We start from the raw sequence: 21,365 nt of genomic DNA, 5'->3' as shown, positions 1-21,365 counted from the left end.
CATCAGCCAGCCGCTCGTCGTCGACACCGTGCCCGGCCTTCGCGCGCAGATCCGCGAATGGCGGCGCGAAGGCCTGAGCGTCGCCATGGTGCCGACCATGGGCGCTTTGCATGACGGCCATATCTCGCTGGTCGGGGCCGCGCTCGCAACGGCCGATCGCTGCGTCGTCTCGATCTTCGTCAACCCGGCCCAGTTCGCCCCCACTGAAGATCTCGACAAGTATCCGCGTCAGCTGGCCCGCGATCTCGACCGGCTGACCGAGGCCGGCGCACAGCTTGCCTTCACGCCTACGGTTTCCGAGATGTATCCGGCAGGCTTTGCGACGAAGATTTCGGTCGGCGGCCCGTCTTCTGGCCTGGAATCGGATTTCAGGCCGACCTTCTTCGAGGGCGTCGCCACGGTCGTGGCCAAGCTCTTTCTGCAAGCCCTGCCCGACTACGCCATCTTCGGCGAAAAAGACTACCAGCAGCTTTGCGTCGTCCGAAAGCTCTGCCGCGATCTTGACCTTCCGGTGGAAATCGTCGGCGCGCCAACCGTGCGCGATGCGCATGGCCTGGCAATGTCGTCGCGCAACGCCTATCTCGACGCCGCCGAACTCGACGTCGCGCGACAGCTCAATGTCATCTTGCGCCAGACGGCGGCAGCGCTCGCGGCCGGCGCCGATGAAAACGGCGTGACCGGCAAAGCCACTGCCGCGCTTCTCGAGGCAGGCTTCGACAGCGTCGACTACGTCGCCGCGCGCAAGAGCCTGACGCTCACCTCGTGGCGGCGTGACGGCGATGGCCGCCTGCTTGCCGCGGCGTGGCTTGGCAGAACCAGGTTGATCGACAATGTGGAAGTTTCCTCATTTATTCCCTGAAAAATTGCAATTCCGTTCACTTTGATTTGTATCGCAGAGCGGCCCGAGTGCTCTTAGACAACGGCTCATCAGGCACGTTCTGGCCAGCCCGTAAGCGCTCACAATACACCGAACGCCGCTGTGAGACGTTTCACAGACGTAACCAAGCCGGCTATGTTGTGTGCGACCTCAGGCGGAGACAGTGTGTGACCTGCCACTACGCTGCAATCCTTACGAGGCTCTACGTGTCTGTCCAGGCCAACATATTCGGTCGCGCCCTGCCGCAGATCGTCGAAGCGATTTACGATTCGATTGCCGATGTCGGCCGTTGGCCATCGACGCTTGAATCAATCTGCAAATTGGCGCTCGGCCGGCTTGCCATGCTGGCGGTCGTCGATACGGCGAGAAACTCGGCCCGGTTTTCGACTTCCTGCGGCGATCCGGTCCTGCTTGAGCCGCTGCAGCGCGACTACGCCTGCGAGGTGCCCTTCTTCAAGGCGGTGCCGAAGATGGAAATCGACATGCCGTTCACCGTCGATAGCGTCTACGCCCTGCAAGGCCCTGACGCCCGCCAGAACTGGCTCGAAAGCCGCATCGTGCGCGAGTGGGTGGAACCCAACCGTCTCGACGATTTCTTCTGGGTGGCGCTGATGAAGCAGCCGGCGCGCGCCGGCACGCTGATGGTGGTTACCGACAAGGACAGGCCCCAGATTTCAGCCAGGGATATCGACCTGATGTCCACGCTCGCCCCCCATGTCCGGCGTGCGGTGACCATCGGCGACCTGTTCGAGGCCGAGCGGCGCAAGGCCGACGTCTTTCGCTCGATCCTCGAGAGCCTCGACCATCCGGTGCTGATCGTCGCCGACGATATGCAGATCATTTTCGCCAATCGGGCAGCCGAAGCCCTGCTCACCGAAACCGCCTCAGTGTCCTCGGTGCGCGGCCAGCTGTCCTTCGCTTATGCCAACGCCAACACCGCCATCGGCCGCGCCGTCCAGCTCGGCACGCGCGACGAATTCGCGCTCGGACCGTCCGGCATCAACATTCCGCTGGTGAAGGCCATGTCTCCGGCGGTGGCGCATGTCATGCCTCTGGCGCGACGCGACATTTCGGCCCGCATATCGCCGCGCGCCGCCGCGGCCATCTTCATTGCCGCCGCCGGCGCCACATCAGTGCCGGCGCTGGAAGCGATCGCTGCACTGTTCGGACTGACAGCAGCGGAAAAGCGTGTCGCCGGCCATGTCGCCGCCGGGCTGACACGGCGTGAAATCGCGGCTGCCAGCGGCGTCTCGGACGGCACCGTCAAATCACAGCTGGCGACGATCTTCGACAAGACCGCCACTGGCGACCAGCGAGAGCTGGAACTCCTGATGCGCGAATTGACGCCGCCGCTGCGCTCGGCCTGAAGCCATACTCGGAGCCAATCGTCAGATTTTTCAACTATTTGCCGGTACGCAGGCGTAATCCACAATACCAAGCCGGCATCGTTGCAATTCGGCCAAAATCATGGTGCGGTTCTGCTCCGGTCCGGAGACGGTGCATCGTGCACGACCGGACGTGGAAACCATTTCCTGGGCGGTCCCCGAACTTGATACCGACACGAATTGAACGGCTGCTGCCTTACCTCTTCCTGCTGGCCCTGCTTTGCATCGCGCTCGCTTTTCGTCCGCTATTGCCGGTCGATGAGACGCGTTATCTCAGCGTCGCCTGGGAGATGTATCTCGGTGGACATGTCTTCGTACCGACGATGAACTTTGCGCCCTATCTGCAGAAGCCGCCGCTGTTGTTCTGGCTCATCGATCTCGTCTGGAACATCTTCGGTGTGAGCCGCGCGGCGGCGATGCTCGTCATCTTCGCCGCCTCGTCGCTGGTCATCTGGCTGACGACACTTCTGGCCAAAACCCTGTTTCCCGAGCGCCCGGACATCGCCAGTCGCATCCCCTGGCTGGTGGCCGGCAGCACCGTCTTTGTCATCTATTCGACCCTGATCCTGTTCGACATGCTTTTGACGGCTTGTGTGGTCGCCGCACTGCTGTCGTTGCTGGCCTTCGCCGGCAACCGGTGGCAGGCGGTGCTGGCGGGTCTGTTCATCGGGCTCGGCGTGCTGGCCAAAGGCCCGGTCGTGCTCATTCACATCGGCGCGCCCGTCCTGCTCTATCCTCTCTGGCGTGACCGGCGAGCCGGCCTTGCCCCTTTGCAGTTCTTTGCCGGAGCCGGCCTGGCAATTCTCGCCGCCCTTGTCCCGGTCGCCATATGGCTGGCGCCCGCGACCATCCTGACCAAGGGCAGTTTCGTCTACGATCTCGTGTGGAACCAGTCGGCAGGTCGGGTTACCGGAAGCCTGCACAATTCGCATGGCCGGCCGTTTTACTTTTACCTGATGCTGTTGCCGCTCATGTTCGTGCCCTGGGCCTTTATCCCCCCGGTGTGGCGGCTGAAGCCGGCTGCCCGGATACGCAGCCTGATCGGCACGAAATCCCCGGATCTGCGTGCCCTGCGCCTGCTGTCGTTCTCGTTCATTGCGGTGCTGCTGGTCTTCAGCGCCATATCCGGCAAGCAGCCGCACTATGTCGTGCCGGCACTACCATTCGCGACCATTCTGCTGGGCTACTTCATGGCCGAGATTTCAGTCGCCAGGCTGAGGGCTACGGCCTTTGTCATGCTTGCCCTTTTCGCCATCGGCCACGCCGCCGCCTCGGCAACCGTGTTCAAACGCTACGATCTCACGCCGCTGGCGAGCTTCATCGACGAACGAAAGGACGCGGACTGGGCCGTCGCTTACGACTATCAGGGCGAGGTCGGTTTCCTTGGGCGAATAGAGAAGCCATTCGAGAACGCCGACAAGCCTGAGGAATGGCTCAAGTCTCATCCCGGCGGCTACGTCATCGAAAAGCAATCGAAAGATCCGGGCACATCCGAACAGATCGCCTTCCGGCAGCCGGTGGAACGCGGCTATCTGGTCGTCCTGAAGGGACAGCACTGAACGTTTCGTCGGACGCCTATCCCAGCGGCTTCTCGAAGATCAGCGCCGGCAACCCCGAACCGCCGCCGCAATCGGCGGTGCTGCCGACCGGCAAAAATCCCTTCGAACGGTAGAAGGCGATGGCCGGCACGTTGGCCTCTTCCACCTCGACGCGCAACCTGTTCGCCTCGGGAAAGCTGGCTTCGACCTCGTCCAGCAAGGCCTGGCCGATGCCTTGCCGCTGGCAGGCCGGCAGTACATAGAGCTGGTTCAGCAGCACGATCTTCGTATCCGTCGTTGCGGCGGCAAAAGCCATGCCGCCGATACGCTTGCCGTCATCGGCGACCAGGAATTCCGAGTTCGGCCTTGTCAGCCGCGCCTTGAGCGAGGCGATCGAATGCCAGTCGTCGGTAATTTCGGTCACCCGCTCGGCGCCATAGATCGTGTCGTACGTTGCGTGCCAGGTTTCGACCAGCAGCGCGCGGACGGCAGCAAGGTCACGTTCGCTGGCGGTGCGGACGAACATTGTTCTATTCGATACCGAGCTTGGCCTTGACCAGATCGTTAACTGCTTGCGGGTTGGCCTTGCCGCCGGTGGCCTTCATCACCTGGCCGACGAACCAGCCGGCCATGGTCGGCTTGGCGCGAGCCTGCTCGACCTTGTCGGGGTTGGCGGCGATGACTTCGTCGACCGCCTTCTCGATGGCGCCGGTGTCGGTGACCTGCTTCATGCCGCGGCTTTCGACCAGCTGGCGCGGATCGCCGCCCTCGTTCCAGACGATCTCGAACAGATCCTTGGCGATCTTGCCGGAGATGGTGCCTTCCTTGATCAGGTCGATCACGGCACCGAGCTGCTCCGGTGTTACAGGAGCATTTTCAAGGTCCTTGCCGGCCTTGTTAAGCTGGCCGAGCAGGTCATTGATGACCCAGTTGGCGGCAAGCTTGCCGTCGCGGCCCGAGGCCACCTGCTCGAAATAGTCGGCGATCGGCTTTTCCGACACCAGGATCGAGGCGTCGTATGTCGACAGGCCAAGTGAAGAGATCAGGCGCGCCTTCTTGTCGTCGGGCAGTTCCGGCAACTCCTTGGCCAGCGCGTCGACATAGGCCTGATCGAATTCCAGCGGCAAAAGGTCGGGATCGGGGAAGTAGCGGTAGTCATGCGCCTCTTCCTTGCTGCGCATCGAGCGCGTCTCGCCTTTGACGGCGTCGAACAGCCTGGTTTCCTGATCGATCTTGCCGCCATCCTCGAGGATGGCGATCTGGCGGCGCGCCTCGAACTCGATGGCCTGGCCGATGAAGCGGATCGAGTTGACGTTCTTGATCTCACAGCGCGTACCGAATTCGCCGCCGGGCCTGCGAACGGAGACGTTGACGTCGGCGCGCATCGAACCTTCGTCCATGTTGCCGTCGCAAGTGCCGAGATAGCGCACGATGGTGCGCAGCTTGGTGACATACGCCTTGGCCTCGTCGGCGGAGCGCATGTCGGGCTTGGAGACAATCTCCATCAGCGCCACGCCGGAGCGGTTGAGATCGACATAGGACATGGTGGGATGCTGATCGTGCATCGACTTGCCGGCGTCCTGCTCCAGGTGCAGGCGCTCGATGCCGATCTCGATGTCCTCGAACTCGCCCTGCCGGTCGGGACCGACCGAAATGACGATCGTGCCTTCGCCGACGATCGGCTGCTTGAACTGCGATATCTGGTAACCCTGCGGCAGGTCGGGATAGAAATAGTTTTTCCGGTCGAACACCGACTTGTGGTTGATCTGCGCCTTCAATCCGAGGCCGGTGCGGATCGCCTGCTTGACGCATTCCTCATTGATGACCGGCAGCATGCCGGGCATGGCCGCGTCGACGAGGCTGACATTGGCGTTGGGCGCCGCGCCGAAAGTCGTCGACGCCCCGGAAAACAGCTTTGCTTCCGAGGTCACCTGCGCATGGACCTCGAGGCCGATGATGATCTCCCAATCGCCGGTAGCGCCGGCAATAAAACGTTTGGCATCGGGCGTGCGGGTATCGATAAGGGTCATGGTGGCCTGCGCTTTTGGCTCGCGAAAACTGCGATTTTCGTGATTTGGGTAATCGGTCTTCGCTAGTGCAAACCGCTTCGCGAGACAAGCGCCCAAAGCAGCGCAGACCAGCGGGCTGGCCTTTTCAGCCCCTTTCGGCCGCTCGGCAACCGATAGAATGAACGCCGCCGGCCGGTATTCGGTCGGCGGTTTCTTCGTCAGGTCAGGCCGTTGCGATATAGGCCCTGATTTCGTCGGCCTCGCGCTCGACATCCTCGATGCGGCGCTTGACCACGTCGCCGATCGACACGATGCCGTCGAGCAGCCCATCCTTTTCCACCGGCAGATGGCGGAAACGGCCTTTGGTCATGATCTCCATCACCTCGTTGACCGTGTGGTTCTCGTTGCAGATCTTCACTTTCGGCGTCATCGCCGAGCGTACCGTTATATCAAGTGCGGCAGCGCCTTCCCTGGCAACGACCCGCACGATGTCACGCTCGGAAAGGATGCCGACGATCTTGCGATCGCCATTGGTGATGACCAGTGCACCGATCTTGTGGTCGGCCAGGATTCGAATGGCTTCGCTGAGCTTTACATTCGGCCCGAGCGTGAACACGTCATGGCCTTTTCTCTCGAGAATTGCCTTAACCGTCATGGCGTCCTCCTCCTCCTGCTTGGCTAGCCAGCTCCCGCCCTGACCGGCTTCACATAAGAGTGAACATCGTGCGCCGTGATCGGTTGCTTTTCAAGTGTGCCAGTGGGGTGTGCCAGTGGGCTGCGCCAATAGAGTGCGCTAGTCGGGGGTGCGCTGGTCGTCGGGGATCTCCCATTCAGGCGCCCGCCAGCGCCGGTCGAACCAGCGCAACCCGAAGAAGCCTGCGACGAGGCCGCCAATATGCGCTTCCCAGGCGATCTGGCCGGGTTCTCCGAGCCCGAGACCGTAAAGGCCGGTGGCGAGGTTGATGACCATCCAGGCGCCGAGAAAATTGACGACGCCGCGCATGCGCAAAACCATTGCGATCGGCAGCACGGGACCGGCAAAGGCCGCCCTGCCGGAGGAGCGGTCGGTACGGAACCCGAAGCGAGCCGCCGCACCCATCATGCCCGATATCGCCCCGGAAGCGCCGACCAGCGGTGCTTCGCCATATGGATGGACCGCCCAGAACAGCACCACCGCGGCCAGCCCGGTGGCGGCGAAAAACAAGGCGAACCAGAACCAGCCGAGACGGTTGGCCAGCGGCGACCCGAAGGCGGCCAGCGCAACCATGTTGATGGCAATGTGAGCAACGCCGCCATGCATGAAGGCATAGGTGAAAGGACGGGTGAAGAGGAACCAGTCGAAACCGTATTGGCCGGTGTAGAGGACCGGAATGAAGGCGCCATCGGTGAGCAATGTTATCTGCTGCTCTTCGGTCAGCACATATTGCTGCAGCAGGAAGACGGCGACGCAGATGCCGATCACCGCCAGCACCACCGGTGGCAGGTTGAACACCGGCTCGCGGCGCGGCGGCGGCGCCTCCGCGGTCTGTTCGGTCTCCAGGGGGCCGGTCGGTTCGCTCATATGCTCTGATCCAGGGATTTGCGTGTCGCGAGCATCTAGGCCATGCCCGGACAAATCACAAACTACGAATCACAAAGCGCGAATCACAAACCGCGAATCAAAAAGAAGCCGTCCAAGGTTTCCCTTGAACGGCTGGTCGAGCCCCCTGCTCCCCTAAAACTATTGACCGAAGTGCTGTTGGTCGTCGCGAAACGACCGCTTCTGGAGTGGTTTTGGTGTGCCATGGCGAGCCTGTGCGCGCAACGTAAACCGTTTGTTAACCTTAACGTCCCCGACCCGTGAACAAGTCTTAACGACGCTGGCACGCATCCTGCTCCGGAACGCATGTAGGTCATCGGAGGGCGCCCTTTCTGTTCACCGATGGGACCATCAGACGGCAGAATGCGCGGAGTTTCATAGCATGAACCAGAACGGATCAATCGCGCTGTTCCATTATTGGAATCGCCTGCGTCATGGACGTCCTGCCCCAAAGCGTTCGGAAGTCGAACCGGCCGATATCAAGGCGCTTTTGGCCGACACCTTCATCCTGGAAAGGGATACGCGCGGCGAAGCGGTGTTCCGGCTTGCCGGCACCAGGCTTTGCGCCGGCTACGGCCGCGAGCTCAAGGGTTTTTCGTTCCCCTCGCTATGGCGCGAGAAGGACCAGCGGCTGGTGTCGCGCCTCATTCACGGCGTTTTCGAGCAGAAATCCGTGGTGCTGATCACTTATGAGGGGTTCAGCCGCAGCGGCCGGTCCAACCACTTCGAGTTGCTTGCGCTGCCGCTCGACGGCGGCGTCGAGAACACGCGCTGCCTCGGCGTCATCAGCGCCGTGGAAAAGCCGTTCTGGCTGGGCGCCGACCCGATCACCGATGCGCTGATCGATGCCATCCGCGTCATCGATCCCGACAAGGACCCGATGTTCCTGAAAAACCGGCCGGAAATATCCGTTCCGTCGTTGGCTCCCACCGAACTCGAAGCGGCGGAGACCATCTCGGCGCTCGGTCGGTCGCGCCGTATCCGCCACCTCGTCGTGTTCGACGGCGGGCGCGAGCAATAGTCTCCAAGCCGGCGCTAATCTTAACTATCGGCGACCCACTTTTCTCCTTTGTTAACCTGCTTGGCTGTAGTTTTGGCCGAGATTCCACGCACGACGCGGGAATGCCAACGGGGTGTAGGCAGTCATGAGGTCAGCGGCGGTCGAATACGCACCGTCCCGCGCCGAAAGGCGTAACTTTCAGCGCGTCCGGGTCAAGATCTACGGGCGCTTCATGCTGGAGGACCGCACCGAACACCCTTGCCAGGTCGTCGATATGTCACCGGGCAATGTCGCGTTGCGCACCGAGCGCGTCGGCATGCCGGGCGAAAAAATCATTGCCTATATCGATCATATCGGCCGCATCGAGGGCGTGGTGACGCGCACTTCGCAGGACGGCTTTGCCATGACCGTCATTGCCTCGGATCGCAAGAAGGACAAGCTGGCCGCGCAGTTGACCTGGCTCGCCAACAAGCATGAACTCGACCTGCCGGAAGACCGCCGCCACGAACGCGTGGCGCCGCGCAACCCGACAAGCGTCCTGCAGCTCACCGATGGGCGCCAGTATCAGTGCCGCATCATCGACCTGTCGCTATCGGGCGCGGCGGTCGAGATCGACGTCAAGCCGGCGCTCGGCATCCAGGTGATGCTAGGCACCATGCGTGGCCAGGTGGTGCGTCATTTCGAGGATGGCGTCGCCATCGAATTCGCCGTCATCCAGCGCCCGGAAACGCTCGATTCCGAGTTCAACGCCCCGCGCGCCTGAACGATCGGCAACAGGCAGCAAAAACGAACCGGCCCTGCGCGGCCGGTTTTTTGTTGCCGGCGTTCCGCCTGCCTCTGCAGCTTGTAGCGGCACGCAGCAAATCCACGGCTCCACCCGGAAATCCGCGCCCCGACACCGCGGTTTTACGCCGAGACCCTGAACGATTTTATACTCAAATAGATCAAATTTTACGCGTATTCTATTGAGGTTTTACTCAATGTCTACTTCGGGTTTTTGCGTCAAATAAATCCAACGCTGTCATTGTCTCCTCAAACGGGGAGACTGACGAATGGCAAAGACGTGGGGCAAGCTGTTGCTCTTGGCAATGGCGATGCAGCTTTCCGCTTGGGGAACGGCGCAAGCAGCAGGACCGGCCTACATGCACACTGGCGGCCGCACGACACAGCCGGTCGGTCACTACGAATTCTGCCAGAAGCTGCCGCAGGAGTGCGCTCAGCGCACGCCGAAGCAGGCACCGGTCGAACTGACCCGCAAGCTGTGGGCGGCGATCGTCGACGTCAACAATTCGGTCAACACCCGGATCGTGCCGCGCACCGACATGGAAATGTGGGGTAAGGAAGAGGTCTGGTCCTATCCCGACAGCGGCTTCGGCGACTGCGAGGACTATGCGCTGGAGAAGCGCCGCGAATTGATGGCGATCGGCGTTCCCGCCGGCAATCTCTTGATGACCGTGGCGCGCCAACAAAATGGCGACGGCCACGCGGTGCTGACCGTGCGCACCAGCCTCGGCGAGTTCATCCTCGACAATCTGGAGTCCAAGGTGCTGTCCTGGACCGACACCGACTATACATACCTGAAGCGCCAGTCCGACCAGAATTCCGGCGTGTGGGTGACGATCAATGACGGTCGCGCCGACGCGGTTGCCAGCGTCCGCTAGGACGCCATCACAGAGGTCAAGCACATCGAATAATGCGACGTGCCTAACGAGAAAGCCCGGTCGAGTCCCCACCCTCCCCGTCCCCAACGACCGGGTTTTAAGGAGCCGGCCCCGTCCCCGGGCCGGCTCCACCATTTCAGACCATGATCCCGAGCCGAAGGACCGCGGCAGCGAAAAGTGAGAACCGGTTTTTGCTGCGCTGACCTGCCGTTCGGAAAAGATCATCGTCAAACAGGAATAGAGTTCAGGCCTTCTTCAGCCCCGCCTTGAAGCGCTTGCCGTTTGCGACATAGTGCGCGGCCGAGGCGCGCAGCCTGGCGACCGCGGCGTCGTCCAGCGTCCTGATCACCCGCGCGGGCGAGCCGACGATCAGGCAATTGTCGGGGAACTCCTTGCCTTCGGTGACCAGCGCGCCGGCGCCGACCAGGCAATTCTTGCCGATCCTGGCGCCGTTGAGGACTATGACGCCCATGCCGATCAGGCTGTTGTCGCCGATCGTGCAGCCATGCAGCAAGGCGCGGTGGCCGATCGTGCAGCCCTGCCCGATCGTCAGGGAAAAACCGGGATCGGTGTGCATCACCGTGTGTTCCTGGACATTGCTGTCGGCGCCGATGACGATCGCCTCGTTGTCGCCGCGGATGACCACGCCAAACCAGAAGCCGGCATTGCGGCCGACGCTGATGTCGCCGATCAACGTAGCGTCCGGCGCGATCCAGTTGCTGTCGGCATCCTCGAAACGGGGCGCTTTTCCGTCGATTGCGTAGGTCGGCATTTGCAGTCTCCGATTCGTCGCAGGCCGGGACAAACCCTAGAACAATCCGAGGAAAACCGCGTGCCGGTTTTCTCCCGCAATTGCCTCAAGGCAAATACCGCGCCAGCGATTCCACCAAAAGCTGAAGCGCACCAGGAGAGCCGATGCCCCAGGAGGCAATGGCGATCAGCACGATGCCCAGCGTCAGCGCCCAGGCGATCACCGTGCAGCCGCAGGACATCAGCATCAGCGTCGAAATGCGGCCCTCGCGCCGCGCATCGAGCGCATCGTTGGCGAGCATGAACGGCCCGGCGCAAGCGGTCGCGGCCAGCGAGCGCAGGATGTACGCTGGCGACACATAAGGCTCGGCAAAGGCAAGCCGGCGGCCCGCCGCCAGTTCCATCACGGACCCGGTAAGCCCGCAGGCGGTGAGGCCGACGGCGAAAGCGAAGAGAACGGGCAGTAGCAGGCTCATCTTTACCTTCCGTTTACCATGAAATCGCACAGTCGCGTCCAGCGCAGCAAGAGCCATGCCGCGGCATGTGTGCCGCCCAGGGACAGAGGGCGGCGACTATGGGGATTGCGATGAAGCAGGCAGCGACCGCAGAAGAGTTCAACGTCGTCGATTCCGTGCTGATGAAGCGGGTGTTCTATGCTTTTGCCGCATTGGCGCTGCTGTCGCTGGCGATCAGCCTTGGCGGAAAGTGGTTCGGCCGCTCGATCGCCATGGCCGGCTACACCGACGACACCACGGTCCACAGGGTAGTGATCGGCAACAATGTCATTGCCGTGCCGGCCAACGCCATCCGCTTCCTGCAGGCGCGGCGCGACGGCATCGCTTCGCGCCTCGACCTCTATCTGCGCTATCCCCAGATGGACGGCTACAGCGAAGCCGCCCGCGACGATTTCAACCACACGGGGGCCGCCAAAAACATCATCTTCCTGTCGTTTGAACCGCAGATGATGTCGCGCGACATGAGCGGCCGTTTCGCGCCGATCTATAGCGCGCTCATCAGCCAGCCCGGCGCGCCCGGCCCCGGCGGCACGACGATTTACGGTTTTACGGAAAAATCAGGCTATCTCAACGAGGTGCTCGCGGTCGCCGGCCGGGCCGGCAAGGACCCGTTCGTCGCCCGCTGCCTGAGCGGACCGAGCGCCGAGGAATCGCTGGCGCCCTGCGAGCGGGACATCCAGGTCGGCGACAGCCTCAGCCTGACCTACCGCTTTCCCCGGGAGTTGCTGGGCAACTGGCCGGCGCTTGACGCCGCTATCGTCGCCGAGGCCACGCGCGTCCTGAAGACCGGGCGCTAGCCTGCCTCTGTTCGGGCGAAGCGAAGCGGCGCAGAAGTTTACGAACGTTGGCGGGACAGCACCCCCCTCTGTCCTGCCGGACATCTCCCCCGCAAGGGCATAGGCGCTAAGATAGGTATTGCCCTGCGGAATCGGGTGTGATTCTACACTGCGATGACACACGAATCGCTTGTTGATGACGGCTGGGCCGAGACGATTGAGCTTCTGGGCGGCGAAGAGTTGATCGCAGCAAGTGCCCGCGAGACGAAGGCGTTCCTGCGCCCGCGCGGCGTCAGGTCGGCGAGCGACCTGTTGCGCCTGACACTGGCTTACTGCCTTGGCAAGGTTGGCATGCGGGGCGTCGTGGCCTGGGCGGCGGCGAGCGGGATAGCCGACATTTCGGACGTGGCGTTGCTTGGCCGGCTGCGCAATGCAGGACCATGGCTGCAGCAGTTGATTGGGCACCTTTTGAAGCGCGAGGATGCAGGTTTGGCCAAAGGCCGACTGGTTCGCATCCTCGATGCGACAGCGGTTGCCAAGGCCGGTGCGTATGAGAAGAAGAACAATGGTCTTTGGCGCATGCACTGCGCCTTCGAGCTTGAGCGCGAGCAGTTCGACTTCATCGAGATCACCGACCAGAGCGAGGCCGAGTTGATCGACCGCGTGCCGGTGGTGCCGGGCGAGATCCGCATCGGTGACCGCGCCTATCTGCAGGCCGAGCGGATCGCCAAGGTGATGGCGCAAGGCGGCGATGTTGTTGTGCGCGCGTCGTGGAAAAACGCGCGATGGCTCGACGCCAACGGCAGGGCGTTCGATCTCATCGGCTACCTGGAGAACTGCCGGGAGGAAGTCTGCGAAACGCCTGCCCGGCTGGCACTCAAGAAGGGCGAGCCTGTGAAGATGCGCCTGATCGCCTTGCGCAAATCCGAGGCCGCGGCACAAGAAGCGCGGCGCAAAATCAACAAGGAAGCCAGGGCCAAGGGCAACAAGGTTCAACCGCAGACGCTGATTGCGGCCGGCTTCGTCCTGCTTGTGACCTCGCTTGACCGGGAGGAGTTTCCCGCCGATACGGTCCTCAAGCTCTACCGCATGCGCTGGCGCATCGAACTCGCCTTCAAGCGCCTGAAGAGCCTGATCGGGCTGCGCTCTCCTCCCGCCAAAGACCCAAGGATCGCAAGGCCTTGGATCCTTGCCCACTTCCTCATCGCGCTCGTGACCGAACCCCTCTCGCAGGAGTTGGGTGTCTCTCCCCCTTGAGCGACGGGCGCCCGCTACTGTGGCGCGCAACCCGCCAGATCGTCGCCTCTCTGATCGCGACCATCTTTACTCAACCTTCCTTGGCGGCCCTGCGCCACAATCTCCATGCCTTGCGATATCGCTGGCGCGAACCACCACGAAAGCGCAAATTTCAGTCCATGCCAAAGCTATCTTAGCGCCTATGCCCGCAAGGGGGAGATTACGCCCCCATCACTGCTTTCGCCAATTATCGAGGTTGCAGAAGAAGAGCCGAGGAACTGCCGATCTCCCCCCTTGCGGGGGAGATGTCCGGCAGGACAGAGGGGGGTGGGAAGGATCGCCGAGGCTTGCTCTTCATCTCCCCACTTCGTTGGAGATAGGCAACTCCGATCCCCAGTTCCGCGATCAGGCCAGATCGATGTCGAGGATCGCCATCGAGAAATTATAGTCGCCGTCGTCCTCGTCCTTGAAGACGATGCCGAGGAACTCGTCGCCGACATAGACCTCGGCCGAATCTTCCTTGCGCGGCCGCGCCTTCACCTCGAGTTTGGGATTCTGGAAGACGCGCTTGAAATAGGCGTCCAGCTTTCTGATTTCGTCCGGCTTCAAAAGTCTTCTCCGATCGTCGGGCTTGCTCGTTGGAACGCGCTTCTGGCACGTCGACAATGGCGATGTAAAGGCAAGCCGGCTGGATAGAACGCGAACCCTGGGGCCGGATGATTTCAGGTCGAATCCAAATCCGCCTCTAAATCAAGGAGGTAGAGCATGATGTCGTCCGAAAACCGCCTCACACTTTTCGGCATCATGCTTCAGAGGCAACGGCGCCGGCAACCGGACTTCAGTCCGGCGCGCCGGGTGTTGCAAATCAGATGTCGAAGCTGACGACCTGGTCCATCGATTGCGACGGCAAAAGCTGGTCCATCTGGCGCGAAGGCTGGTCGCAGCCGGTCTCGCCGACGACGCGGGCCGGTACGCCGGCAACCGTCTTGTTGTGCGGCACCGGCGACAGCACGACCGAGCCTGCCGCGATCTTCGAGCAATGGCCGATCTCGATATTGCCGAGAATCTTGGCGCCGGCGCCGATCAGTACGCCGTAACGGATCTTGGGGTGGCGGTCGCCGCCGGCCTTGCCCGTGCCGCCCAGCGTCACGCCGTGCAGGATCGACACATCGTCCTCGATCACCGCCGTCTCACCGACGACGAGGCCGGTGGCGTGGTCGATGAAGATGCCCTTGCCGATGCGGGCGGCCGGGTTGATGTCGGTCTGGAACACCGAAGACGAGCGGCTCTGCAGATAGAGGGCGAAATCCTTGCGGCCCTGATTCCACAGCCAATGTGCCAGCCTGTGCGTCTGGATGGCATGGAAACCCTTGAAATAGAGCACCGGCATGATGAAGCGGTCGCAGGCCGGATCGCGGTCGTAATAGGCCTGGATGTCGACACGCACGATCGACGACCATTCCTTGTCGTCGGCCAGCATCGACTTGAACGTCTGGCGGATGAGGTCGGAGCCGATGTCCTGATGCGCGAGCCGCTCGGCGAGCCGATGGATGACAGCTTCCTCCAGGCTCTCCTGGTTGAGGATGGTCGAATAGAGGAACGCCGCCAGAAGCGGGTCGCGGTTGACCGCTTCCATCGCCTCGTCGCGGACCGAACGCCAGATCGGATCGACCGGCTGGACCATTGTGGGGCGGGAAATGCTGATGCTGTTCATCGACGTCTTGTCCTGCGTCCTGGCCGCTTGCCTATTCTCCGGCGGCACATATAAGCCAGATCATAGCACGATTGAACTCAATTTTCCTTAGTGCTCGGTGAAATGGATTTGGTTCACGGAAATTCAAGCCGCCATGGAAAACGAACCCTTGATCGACGCTCCGCTGAAACGCGCGCTCTCCGCGCTCTATCAAGCTCCGGATCGCCACTATCACAACCTCGCCCATATCGAGGCGTTGCTGGCGCTGGCGGACGAATATCGAGCATCGCTGCATGATTCCGGCGCCGTCGAAGCCGCGATCTGGTTCCATGACGCCATCTATGACAGCCGCGCCAAGGACAACGAGGCCAGGAGTGCGGCACTTGCGCAGGACAAACTTGCCACCCGCACCGATCCGGAGCGCCTCGGCCGCATCGCGGCGATGATCGTCGCCACCGCCACGCATGAACTGCCCAGCCTTCACCCAGGGGGCCTTGCCGATGAGAACGCCCTCCGCGACGCAGCGCTTTTCCTCGACATGGACTTGGCGATCCTGGGTGCGTCAGCCGACGCTTTCGACGCCTATGAACAAGCGGTCCGACGCGAATATGGCTGGGTCGAGGAGCCGATGTGGCGCGCCGGCCGCGGCGCGATTCTCAAGACTTTCCTTGCGCGCCAGCATATTTTTCACTCGCAGGAATTCCGCCAGAGGTTCGAGCCCCAGGCCAGGCAAAACCTGGCGCGGTCGCTCGAAACGCTCAAACCCTAATCCGGAAAGGTCTCCATGCGCTGGGCATAGGCTTTGAAACCGGCGCGCCGGTAAACCGCTTGCGCGCCAGGGTGATCGAAGGTGTCGGTATGAAGCCAGATCCTTTGCGGCGCCCGCGACCAGATGGCGCGAAGCGCCTGGTCGAGCAGGAACGGGCCAAGCCTGCGACCCTGGAAGGCGGGAGCCAGCCCGAAATGAACCAGCTCGACCTCAGGCTGGCCGACGCCGTTGAATTCGCACAGGCCAGCGGCCACGCCCTCGACGCGCAGCACGTGGATATGTGTCGAGGGCAGCGCCAGCAGGCGCTTGAGGTCTTCCGCCGGCATGCGCAGCCGCTGGTCCCATTGCACGGGCTCGCCGACCGCGTGGTAGAGGCTGATATAGTCGGCCACATCAAGTGTTTCACGCGCCACCGTGGCGCCCGATAGCGGGCAGTCGAAAGCCGGCGCCGAATTCGGTTCGCGCATGTCCATATAGGTGACGAGAAGGTCAACCAAAGCGGCACCGCCTCCGGCTGCAAGCCAGACGAAGATCGATCACCTGAAGGCGCCAACGGACTTGGTGGCCGCCCAAACAAAGAACAGGCCGATCACCAACGACAGCCCGTTGAGGATGATACCGACGATGCCGAGGACACGATTGTCGTTTGAACGTCCCAGTGCCATCAAGCCAAAAACCACGCCGGTGATGTGCGCCAGCGGCGCCGCAACGAGAAACACCAGCAGAAAAACCCCGCCGAGGACGTTTTGAGCGGCCAGCGACGCCTCGCCTGGCATCAACGCCAGCGTGACCACCGCCGCAAAATCCATTGCGAACGCCAGCAGGGCCAGGATCACCGAGCGTTTGCCCAAGCTGCTCCGCCCCGCCAAGCCGGGCATTGCTATCGTGCTTCTTCCCCATCCGGCCATTACTCGTCCCCGATCAGGTGAAAGCGCCGATCGTCGATGCCATTGCCACAAGCAGCAGGAAGCCAACCGCCAGGGAGCCGCCGTTGAGCAGGATGCCGACGACCCCAAGCACGCGGCTATCGTTCGAACGCACCAGCGCGATCAGCCCGAAAATCAATCCGGCAATATGCGCCAACGGCCCTGCCAGCAGGAAAACCGCCATGAAGAAAGCCGTGGCGATGTTCTGGGCACGCTCGGATGCGTGGGCCGGCAGCGCCACCATTGTGGTCAGCGCTATCACACCGGCACCGAAGGCGAGCAGCGCCAGGATGACGGAAGGCTTGCCGAACATGCTTGTCACGACGGCGCCCGGCAGAGCGTCGGCGCTTCTTCCCCATTGAGCCATTGTTTGCCACCCCTCGCCGGCCGCCCAATCCATTTCGCCCGAAAAATCGCTTACCGGTTAAAGCGGATTTTCGGCATAAAACTCCAAAACCCGCTGCTTGAAGGTCTTGTCGCCCACAGCCAGCATATGGTCGCGGCCGTCTATGTGAAACACCTTGGCGTTCGGCATCAGCGCGGCGAGCTCGTCGGGCGAGCCGCCGATATCGTCTGTCGTCCCGACCGCAATCAGCGTCGGTTGGGCGATGCGCGTCATGTCGTGTTCGCTGAGCAGTTCGCGCGACGTGGCGATGCAGGCGGCCAGCGCGCGGCGGTCGCTGCGCGTCTGATCGGCAAAGGCGCGAAACGAGCGGCCGCGCGGATGGCTGGTGGCGGCCGGATCGTCGGCCAGCAGCGCCTCGGCGATCGGATCCCAGTCGCCGACGCCGTCGACCATGCCGATGCCGAGGCCGCCGAAGACCAGCGTCGCCACCTTGTCGGGATCGGACAGCGCCAGAAACGCGGAAATGCGCGCGCCCATCGAGTAGCCCATGACATGCGCGCGCCTGACACCGAGATGGTTAAGCAGGGCCGCCGCATCCGAGGCCATTTTGGCTGGTGTGTAGTCGGCCTCGTCATAGCTCTTCGACGACGAGCCGTGGCCGCGATTGTCGAAGGCGATGGCGCGGTAGCCGGCGTCGTTCAGCGTCTTGAACCAGCCGGGCGAGACCCAGTTGACATAGTGGCTGGAGGCAAAGCCGTGGATCATCAGCACCGGATCGCCCGCCCCCGACGCCGGCTGGCGGTCGAGGAAGGCGAAGTCGAACCCGTCATGGGAGAAGAATTGCATCGGGAGCGGCTCAGCCGGCGCCGGGCGTGGGCGCGTTGCCCTTGTCCGATGGCGGCATGCCGGGGCCGGACACCGTGCCGACGGCCGGATGGCGCAGCAGATCGCCATGGTCGATGCCGTTTTTGGCGGCAGTGCCGGCCTTGAGCTCCAGCACGAAGCGCACTGGCACACCCGGCGAGATAACTGCATCGGACAATGGAGTGCCGTGCTTGACGGCCCGGACCTTGCCGTCCTGTCCAACAAAGATCAGGTCGAGCGGCATCGGCGTGTTGTGCATCCAGAAGCCGACCTGCTTCTGCATCTCGAAGACGAACAGCATGCCATGATTGTCGGCCATATCCTGGCGATACATCAGGCCGGCCTCGCGTTCCGAGTCGGTGTCGGCGACTTCGATCGAAAAGGATTTATCGCCGCCTTTCGTCGCCACGACCAAGGGTGTCGGATCGACGGGAAGGATCATCGCCTGACCGCCCGCGATCGTCTGCTGGGATGCGGTCGGCTGCCCGGAATAGAAGTAAGCGCCTGCGGCTACCGCAACGATGACGCAGAGCGCGCCCGCTGTCAGCCAGTTCCTGTACGCCATTGGAAATCCTCGACCAAAGACCATGATCCCTAAAAGTGGTCTCAGGTATTCGGATAAGATCGTGGTGAAACCAAGAAAAACGCCGTCCTGATTTCCTCAGGAAGGCTCGCGTCCTAATGCGCGACCGGCAAGGTGCCCATATCGGGGTGAATCTCGGCAGCCATGAGGCCCTTGTCACCGCGTCCGAAACGCACCAGCACGACCTGTCCGGGCCTGAGCTCGGTGATGCCATAGCGGCGCAGCGTCTCCATATGGACGAAGATATCCTCGGTGCCCTCCCCGCGCGTCAGAAAGCCGAAGCCCTTGGTGCGGTTGAACCACTTAACCAGCGCCCGCTCGAGCCCGCTTTCCGGCGTCACCGCCACATGGGTGCGCTGTTCCTGCATCTCGGCCGGATGGACCGCCGTAGTGGTGTCCATGGACAGCACCCGGAACGCCTGCAAACCGCGGTCGCCGTGCTTGACAAGGCACACGACACGCGCGCCCTCCAATGCCGTCTGAAAACCGTCCTTTCGAAGGCAGGTGACATGGAGGAGGATGTCGCCCGAAGAACCGTCATCGGGTAGTATGAAACCGTAGCCCTTGGCCACGTCGAACCATTTGATGGCGCCGGCGATTTCGACAAGGTCGGCGCTATCGCCGCCACTGTCCCGCTTCAGGGCGTCGTCAAGGTTCTCATCCCGCCTCGTGAAAGAGGCCTTATCCCCCATAAGAACGCCCCCTTTTTTCAAGAAAACCGCAAGTGATTCTTGACATTAGATTAACACCGCCGCTTCCGGGGTGTGCAAGACCTGCCGTGCCTTTTTTCACGGTTGAATACAGGAATAGCTGACTTGTTGTTTGCCGGCGTCGCTGCCGACAGCAATGACGATCCATCAAGGCGGTCAACCGGTCGGCAATTTGCAAGGGATTTCGCCGAAATCGGCAACCACTTGTGTCCGTCGCTTTTGTCAGAGCAATCTGATTTTTCCAAAACCGGTGACCACTTTCAGTCGATGCTCGTTGCCCTTCGGCGGGGTGGACCTTATGTTGCCTCGCAACCCAAACATCCCCGAGGAAATCCCATGCGCTACCTCCACACAATGGTCCGTGTCGCCGACGTCGATGTCTCGCTCGATTTCTACTGCAACAAGCTCGGCCTTAAGGAAGTGCGCCGCTACGAAGACGAGCAGGGCCGCTTCACGCTGATCTTCCTCGCCGCCTCCGAGGATGTAGAAAGCGGCATCACTGAGAAGGCGCCGCTGATCGAACTGACCTACAATTGGGACCCGGAGGAGTATAAGGGCGGACGCAATTTCGGCCACCTCGCCTATGAGGTCGACGACATCTACGCCACCTGTCAGCATCTGATGGACAATGGCGTCATCATCAACCGGCCGCCGCGCGACGGCAACATGGCCTTCGTCAAGTCGCCGGACGGCATCTCCTTCGAACTGCTGCAGAAGGGCCCGGCCAAGCCCAAGGCTGAGCCGTGGGCATCGATGCCGAACACCGGCACCTGGTAGCGATCACGCCATCTTGAGCGAGGCGGCCGCGCCGACAAGCCGGCCGCCTTTGCCATTTCGAGCAACGGCACCTATTTACCTGCCTGTCGCGCCAGCCAAGCAAAGCCAGTGCCTCACCCAGGAGAATTCGTTCATGCCGACCAGCCGTGCCGATGTCTCCACCGCGTATGCCAGCCGCTATTTGCAGCAGTTGTGCAAGCACTGGGCGCACAAATTTCCCGTCGAGTTCGATCCGAACCACGGCACCATCGATCTGTCGCTCGGCCGCACGGTTCTCGATGCCGATGCGGCAGCGCTGCATATCACGGTGTCGACGGATGAAAGCGGATCGCTGGAGCGCATGGAGAGCGTCGTTGCCGATCACATCAAGCGCTTTGCCTTCCGCGAGGAGCTGACTTTCGAGTGGAAGCAGGCTCCGGCGACCTGACCTCAGATCAGGCGCGACGGCGAACACCGGAAGCTAGCAGCCCCCAGATCCAAATAAAGCTATGGCGTCGCATGGTAGCGACGCCATCAGAACTTTCGGAGCGGCCGATCGATCAGAACTTGTAATTTAGGCCGATCTTGATCGTATGGGCGTCGATCTTCACTTTCGCCTTGTCGCCATCGTTGTCGGTCAGACCAACCTTGCCGAAATCGAAGTACTGATATTCCAGCTTCGTGGTCCATTTATCGGAAAAGGCCCATTCGACACCGCCGCCGATCGTGTACCCGACACGACCGCCGCTTTTCGATGCATTGCTGTCTGGGTCAATATCACCGCCGTCGAGGTCGCCGTAGCTCAATTTGTAGTGGGTCGCCGCGACACCGCCTTTGGCATAGATCAGCAGGCTGTCGGTCGCAAAGCCCAGGCGTGCGGTCAGATCGCCGTAGACGCCCAGTTTCGTCGATCCGAAGTTATCGGGGTCCTCAACGACAAAGTTGTCACCTTTGACCCCGAGATAGCCCAAATCCGCTTCAACGCCATAGACGAATGCACCGGACTGCCAGTTGTAACCAGCCTGGACGCCACCCAGAAACCCGTCAGTATCGACGTCCAACGTCTGGCCGGCATCTTCTTCGAAGAAATCGCCGGTCGGGTCGACGGCGTTCCCGCGTCCCCAGCCGTAGCCGGCGTTGATGCCGACATAGCCGCCGGACCAGACAAATCCCGCTGGTGCTGTCTCGATCACGTCGGCGGCGAAAGTCCCGCCGCAGGCTGCCGCCAGAAAAGTCGATGCAAGAAGCAGTCGTTTCATGAAATTTCCCCGAAATGCCCGTACCTGTCTTGAGCTACCAACGGGGCGAGAGATAGATCAATAGGAAATGTTGAAACCACCACAACCGGGCAGCCAAAAATCAGATCGTTGTTGCAAAACGGCGACATCCACC

Annotated in this window: 26 protein-coding genes; 11 read left to right on the top strand and 15 right to left on the bottom strand. The window is 61.9% G+C overall.

All coding sequences use genetic code 11. The features are described from left to right. Position 1: 1 nt before the first annotated feature. The 3 genes from panC (at position 2) to NKL04_RS06975 (ending at position 3,821) form a co-directional block, all read left to right on the top strand. The gene (gene panC, locus NKL04_RS06985) at positions 2–859 is read left to right on the top strand and encodes a pantoate--beta-alanine ligase (RefSeq protein WP_023688379.1); all 858 of its coding nucleotides are present in this window, start codon (positions 2–4) and stop codon (positions 857–859) included. 224 nt (positions 860–1,083) lie between these two features. After that, complete coding sequence (locus NKL04_RS06980) at positions 1,084–2,244, top strand: helix-turn-helix transcriptional regulator (protein ID WP_023667494.1); 1,161 nt, start codon at positions 1,084–1,086, stop codon at positions 2,242–2,244. A 182-nt stretch (positions 2,245–2,426) separates the two neighbouring features. Further along, positions 2,427–3,821, top strand: a complete 1,395-nt coding sequence (locus NKL04_RS06975; RefSeq protein ID WP_352723462.1) for an ArnT family glycosyltransferase — start codon at positions 2,427–2,429, stop codon at positions 3,819–3,821. Positions 3,822–3,837: 16 nt separating this feature from the next. On the opposite strand, the gene NKL04_RS06970 is transcribed toward NKL04_RS06975, so the two are convergent. The 4 genes from NKL04_RS06970 to NKL04_RS06955 form a co-directional block, all read right to left on the bottom strand. Continuing rightward, complete coding sequence (locus NKL04_RS06970) at positions 3,838–4,326, bottom strand: GNAT family N-acetyltransferase (RefSeq protein ID WP_023702477.1); 489 nt, start codon at positions 4,324–4,326, stop codon at positions 3,838–3,840. Between the two features lie 4 nt (positions 4,327–4,330). Further along, positions 4,331–5,830: an Asp-tRNA(Asn)/Glu-tRNA(Gln) amidotransferase subunit GatB gene (gatB, locus tag NKL04_RS06965; RefSeq protein WP_023667497.1), complete on the bottom strand. Its 1,500-nt coding sequence runs from the start codon at positions 5,828–5,830 to the stop codon at positions 4,331–4,333. Positions 5,831–6,032: 202 nt separating this feature from the next. Beyond that, positions 6,033–6,464 (bottom strand): CBS domain-containing protein, encoded by a 432-nt coding sequence (locus NKL04_RS06960; RefSeq protein ID WP_023667498.1) that lies wholly within the window; start codon positions 6,462–6,464, stop codon positions 6,033–6,035. 138 nt (positions 6,465–6,602) lie between these two features. After that, entirely contained in the window at positions 6,603–7,370 is a 768-nt protein-coding gene (locus NKL04_RS06955; protein WP_023702478.1) for a rhomboid family intramembrane serine protease, read from the bottom strand. Positions 7,371–7,770: 400 nt separating this feature from the next. Here NKL04_RS06955 and NKL04_RS06950 point away from each other — a divergent pair, with 400 nt between their 5' ends. The 3 genes from NKL04_RS06950 to NKL04_RS06940 all read left to right on the top strand — a co-directional run bounded on the left by NKL04_RS06950 (position 7,771) and on the right by NKL04_RS06940 (position 10,049). Beyond that, a complete protein-coding gene (locus NKL04_RS06950) occupies positions 7,771–8,409 on the top strand; it encodes a PAS domain-containing protein (RefSeq protein WP_023702479.1) in 639 nt (212 codons plus the stop codon). Positions 8,410–8,533: 124 nt separating this feature from the next. Then, positions 8,534–9,151 (top strand): PilZ domain-containing protein, encoded by a 618-nt coding sequence (locus tag NKL04_RS06945; RefSeq protein WP_023667501.1) that lies wholly within the window; start codon positions 8,534–8,536, stop codon positions 9,149–9,151. A 289-nt stretch (positions 9,152–9,440) separates the two neighbouring features. Further along, complete coding sequence (locus NKL04_RS06940; RefSeq protein WP_023691212.1) at positions 9,441–10,049, top strand: transglutaminase-like cysteine peptidase; 609 nt, start codon at positions 9,441–9,443, stop codon at positions 10,047–10,049. A 244-nt stretch (positions 10,050–10,293) separates the two neighbouring features. On the opposite strand, the gene NKL04_RS06935 is transcribed toward NKL04_RS06940, so the two are convergent. Continuing rightward, complete coding sequence (locus NKL04_RS06935; RefSeq protein WP_023667503.1) at positions 10,294–10,821, bottom strand: gamma carbonic anhydrase family protein; 528 nt, start codon at positions 10,819–10,821, stop codon at positions 10,294–10,296. An 85-nt stretch (positions 10,822–10,906) separates the two neighbouring features. Then, positions 10,907–11,275, bottom strand: a complete 369-nt coding sequence (locus tag NKL04_RS06930; RefSeq protein ID WP_023667504.1) for a DUF6949 family protein — start codon at positions 11,273–11,275, stop codon at positions 10,907–10,909. Between the two features lie 110 nt (positions 11,276–11,385). On the opposite strand from NKL04_RS06930, the gene NKL04_RS06925 reads away from it, so the two are divergent. Further along, positions 11,386–12,111, top strand: a complete 726-nt coding sequence (locus tag NKL04_RS06925) for a hypothetical protein (RefSeq protein WP_023702480.1) — start codon at positions 11,386–11,388, stop codon at positions 12,109–12,111. 153 nt (positions 12,112–12,264) lie between these two features. Beyond that, entirely contained in the window at positions 12,265–13,347 is a 1,083-nt protein-coding gene (locus NKL04_RS06920; protein ID WP_023701472.1) for a transposase, read from the top strand. 384 nt (positions 13,348–13,731) lie between these two features. Here the strand turns inward: NKL04_RS06920 and NKL04_RS06915 are convergent, their stop codons facing one another. Beyond that, entirely contained in the window at positions 13,732–13,935 is a 204-nt protein-coding gene (locus tag NKL04_RS06915) for a DUF3126 family protein (RefSeq protein WP_006200852.1), read from the bottom strand. 256 nt (positions 13,936–14,191) lie between these two features. Further along, a complete protein-coding gene (gene cysE / locus NKL04_RS06910; RefSeq protein ID WP_023667506.1) occupies positions 14,192–15,040 on the bottom strand; it encodes a serine O-acetyltransferase in 849 nt (282 codons plus the stop codon). Between the two features lie 133 nt (positions 15,041–15,173). Here cysE and NKL04_RS06905 point away from each other — a divergent pair, with 133 nt between their 5' ends. Beyond that, positions 15,174–15,788, top strand: a complete 615-nt coding sequence (locus NKL04_RS06905; protein WP_023702481.1) for an HD domain-containing protein — start codon at positions 15,174–15,176, stop codon at positions 15,786–15,788. Here the strand turns inward: NKL04_RS06905 and NKL04_RS06900 are convergent. The 6 genes from NKL04_RS06900 to NKL04_RS06875 form a co-directional block, all read right to left on the bottom strand. Beyond that, on the bottom strand, positions 15,785–16,285 hold the full coding sequence (locus NKL04_RS06900; protein ID WP_023702482.1) for a GNAT family N-acetyltransferase: 501 nt from the start codon (positions 16,283–16,285) through the stop codon (positions 15,785–15,787). The two genes, NKL04_RS06905 and NKL04_RS06900, sit on opposite strands and share 4 nt — an antisense overlap. 39 nt (positions 16,286–16,324) lie before the next feature. Next, on the bottom strand, positions 16,325–16,639 hold the full coding sequence (locus NKL04_RS06895) for a hypothetical protein (protein WP_023667509.1): 315 nt from the start codon (positions 16,637–16,639) through the stop codon (positions 16,325–16,327). Positions 16,640–16,709: 70 nt separating this feature from the next. Beyond that, positions 16,710–17,081, bottom strand: coding sequence for a hypothetical protein (locus NKL04_RS06890; RefSeq protein WP_031209729.1), 372 nt, complete (start codon positions 17,079–17,081; stop codon positions 16,710–16,712). Positions 17,082–17,138: 57 nt separating this feature from the next. Next, on the bottom strand, positions 17,139–17,906 hold the full coding sequence (locus NKL04_RS06885; protein WP_023702484.1) for an alpha/beta fold hydrolase: 768 nt from the start codon (positions 17,904–17,906) through the stop codon (positions 17,139–17,141). 10 nt (positions 17,907–17,916) lie between these two features. Continuing rightward, complete coding sequence (locus NKL04_RS06880; protein WP_023691205.1) at positions 17,917–18,489, bottom strand: DUF192 domain-containing protein; 573 nt, start codon at positions 18,487–18,489, stop codon at positions 17,917–17,919. Positions 18,490–18,602: 113 nt separating this feature from the next. Further along, entirely contained in the window at positions 18,603–19,199 is a 597-nt protein-coding gene (locus NKL04_RS06875; RefSeq protein WP_031209730.1) for a cold-shock protein, read from the bottom strand. 354 nt (positions 19,200–19,553) lie between these two features. On the opposite strand from NKL04_RS06875, the gene NKL04_RS06870 reads away from it, so the two are divergent. Both NKL04_RS06870 and NKL04_RS06865 read left to right on the top strand, forming a co-directional pair. Continuing rightward, positions 19,554–19,994 (top strand): VOC family protein, encoded by a 441-nt coding sequence (locus NKL04_RS06870; RefSeq protein ID WP_352723459.1) that lies wholly within the window; start codon positions 19,554–19,556, stop codon positions 19,992–19,994. 133 nt (positions 19,995–20,127) lie between these two features. After that, positions 20,128–20,421 carry a DUF2218 domain-containing protein gene (locus tag NKL04_RS06865; protein ID WP_023702485.1) on the top strand — a complete coding sequence of 98 codons (294 nt, stop codon included), beginning with the start codon at positions 20,128–20,130 and terminating at the stop codon, positions 20,419–20,421. Between the two features lie 112 nt (positions 20,422–20,533). On the opposite strand, the gene NKL04_RS06860 is transcribed toward NKL04_RS06865, so the two are convergent. After that, positions 20,534–21,232, bottom strand: coding sequence for an outer membrane protein (locus tag NKL04_RS06860; RefSeq protein ID WP_023702486.1), 699 nt, complete (start codon positions 21,230–21,232; stop codon positions 20,534–20,536). Positions 21,233–21,365: the final 133 nt, after the last annotated feature.

Source organism: Mesorhizobium sp. C264A (genome assembly GCF_040324515.1).
GTDB lineage: Bacteria > Pseudomonadota > Alphaproteobacteria > Rhizobiales > Rhizobiaceae > Mesorhizobium.
This window is presented reverse-complemented; position numbering and strand designations above follow the sequence as displayed.

Coding starts and splice junctions, on each gene's coding strand:
- NKL04_RS06945 (WP_023667501.1), top strand. CDS start 8,534: ATGAGGTCAGCGGCGGTCGAATACGCACCGTCCCGCGCCGAAAGGCGT.
- NKL04_RS06875 (WP_031209730.1), bottom strand. CDS start 19,199: ATGGGGGATAAGGCCTCTTTCACGAGGCGGGATGAGAACCTTGACGAC.
- NKL04_RS06905 (WP_023702481.1), top strand. CDS start 15,174: ATGGAAAACGAACCCTTGATCGACGCTCCGCTGAAACGCGCGCTCTCC.
- NKL04_RS06925 (WP_023702480.1), top strand. CDS start 11,386: ATGAAGCAGGCAGCGACCGCAGAAGAGTTCAACGTCGTCGATTCCGTG.
- NKL04_RS06960 (WP_023667498.1), bottom strand. CDS start 6,464: ATGACGGTTAAGGCAATTCTCGAGAGAAAAGGCCATGACGTGTTCACG.
- NKL04_RS06885 (WP_023702484.1), bottom strand. CDS start 17,906: ATGCAATTCTTCTCCCATGACGGGTTCGACTTCGCCTTCCTCGACCGC.
- NKL04_RS06870 (WP_352723459.1), top strand. CDS start 19,554: ATGCGCTACCTCCACACAATGGTCCGTGTCGCCGACGTCGATGTCTCG.
- NKL04_RS06920 (WP_023701472.1), top strand. CDS start 12,265: ATGACACACGAATCGCTTGTTGATGACGGCTGGGCCGAGACGATTGAG.
- cysE (WP_023667506.1), bottom strand. CDS start 15,040: ATGAACAGCATCAGCATTTCCCGCCCCACAATGGTCCAGCCGGTCGAT.
- NKL04_RS06890 (WP_031209729.1), bottom strand. CDS start 17,081: ATGGCTCAATGGGGAAGAAGCGCCGACGCTCTGCCGGGCGCCGTCGTG.
- NKL04_RS06950 (WP_023702479.1), top strand. CDS start 7,771: ATGAACCAGAACGGATCAATCGCGCTGTTCCATTATTGGAATCGCCTG.
- NKL04_RS06970 (WP_023702477.1), bottom strand. CDS start 4,326: ATGTTCGTCCGCACCGCCAGCGAACGTGACCTTGCTGCCGTCCGCGCG.
- NKL04_RS06955 (WP_023702478.1), bottom strand. CDS start 7,370: ATGAGCGAACCGACCGGCCCCCTGGAGACCGAACAGACCGCGGAGGCG.
- gatB (WP_023667497.1), bottom strand. CDS start 5,830: ATGACCCTTATCGATACCCGCACGCCCGATGCCAAACGTTTTATTGCC.
- NKL04_RS06880 (WP_023691205.1), bottom strand. CDS start 18,489: ATGGCGTACAGGAACTGGCTGACAGCGGGCGCGCTCTGCGTCATCGTT.
- NKL04_RS06940 (WP_023691212.1), top strand. CDS start 9,441: ATGGCAAAGACGTGGGGCAAGCTGTTGCTCTTGGCAATGGCGATGCAG.
- NKL04_RS06930 (WP_023667504.1), bottom strand. CDS start 11,275: ATGAGCCTGCTACTGCCCGTTCTCTTCGCTTTCGCCGTCGGCCTCACC.
- NKL04_RS06935 (WP_023667503.1), bottom strand. CDS start 10,821: ATGCCGACCTACGCAATCGACGGAAAAGCGCCCCGTTTCGAGGATGCC.
- NKL04_RS06865 (WP_023702485.1), top strand. CDS start 20,128: ATGCCGACCAGCCGTGCCGATGTCTCCACCGCGTATGCCAGCCGCTAT.
- NKL04_RS06860 (WP_023702486.1), bottom strand. CDS start 21,232: ATGAAACGACTGCTTCTTGCATCGACTTTTCTGGCGGCAGCCTGCGGC.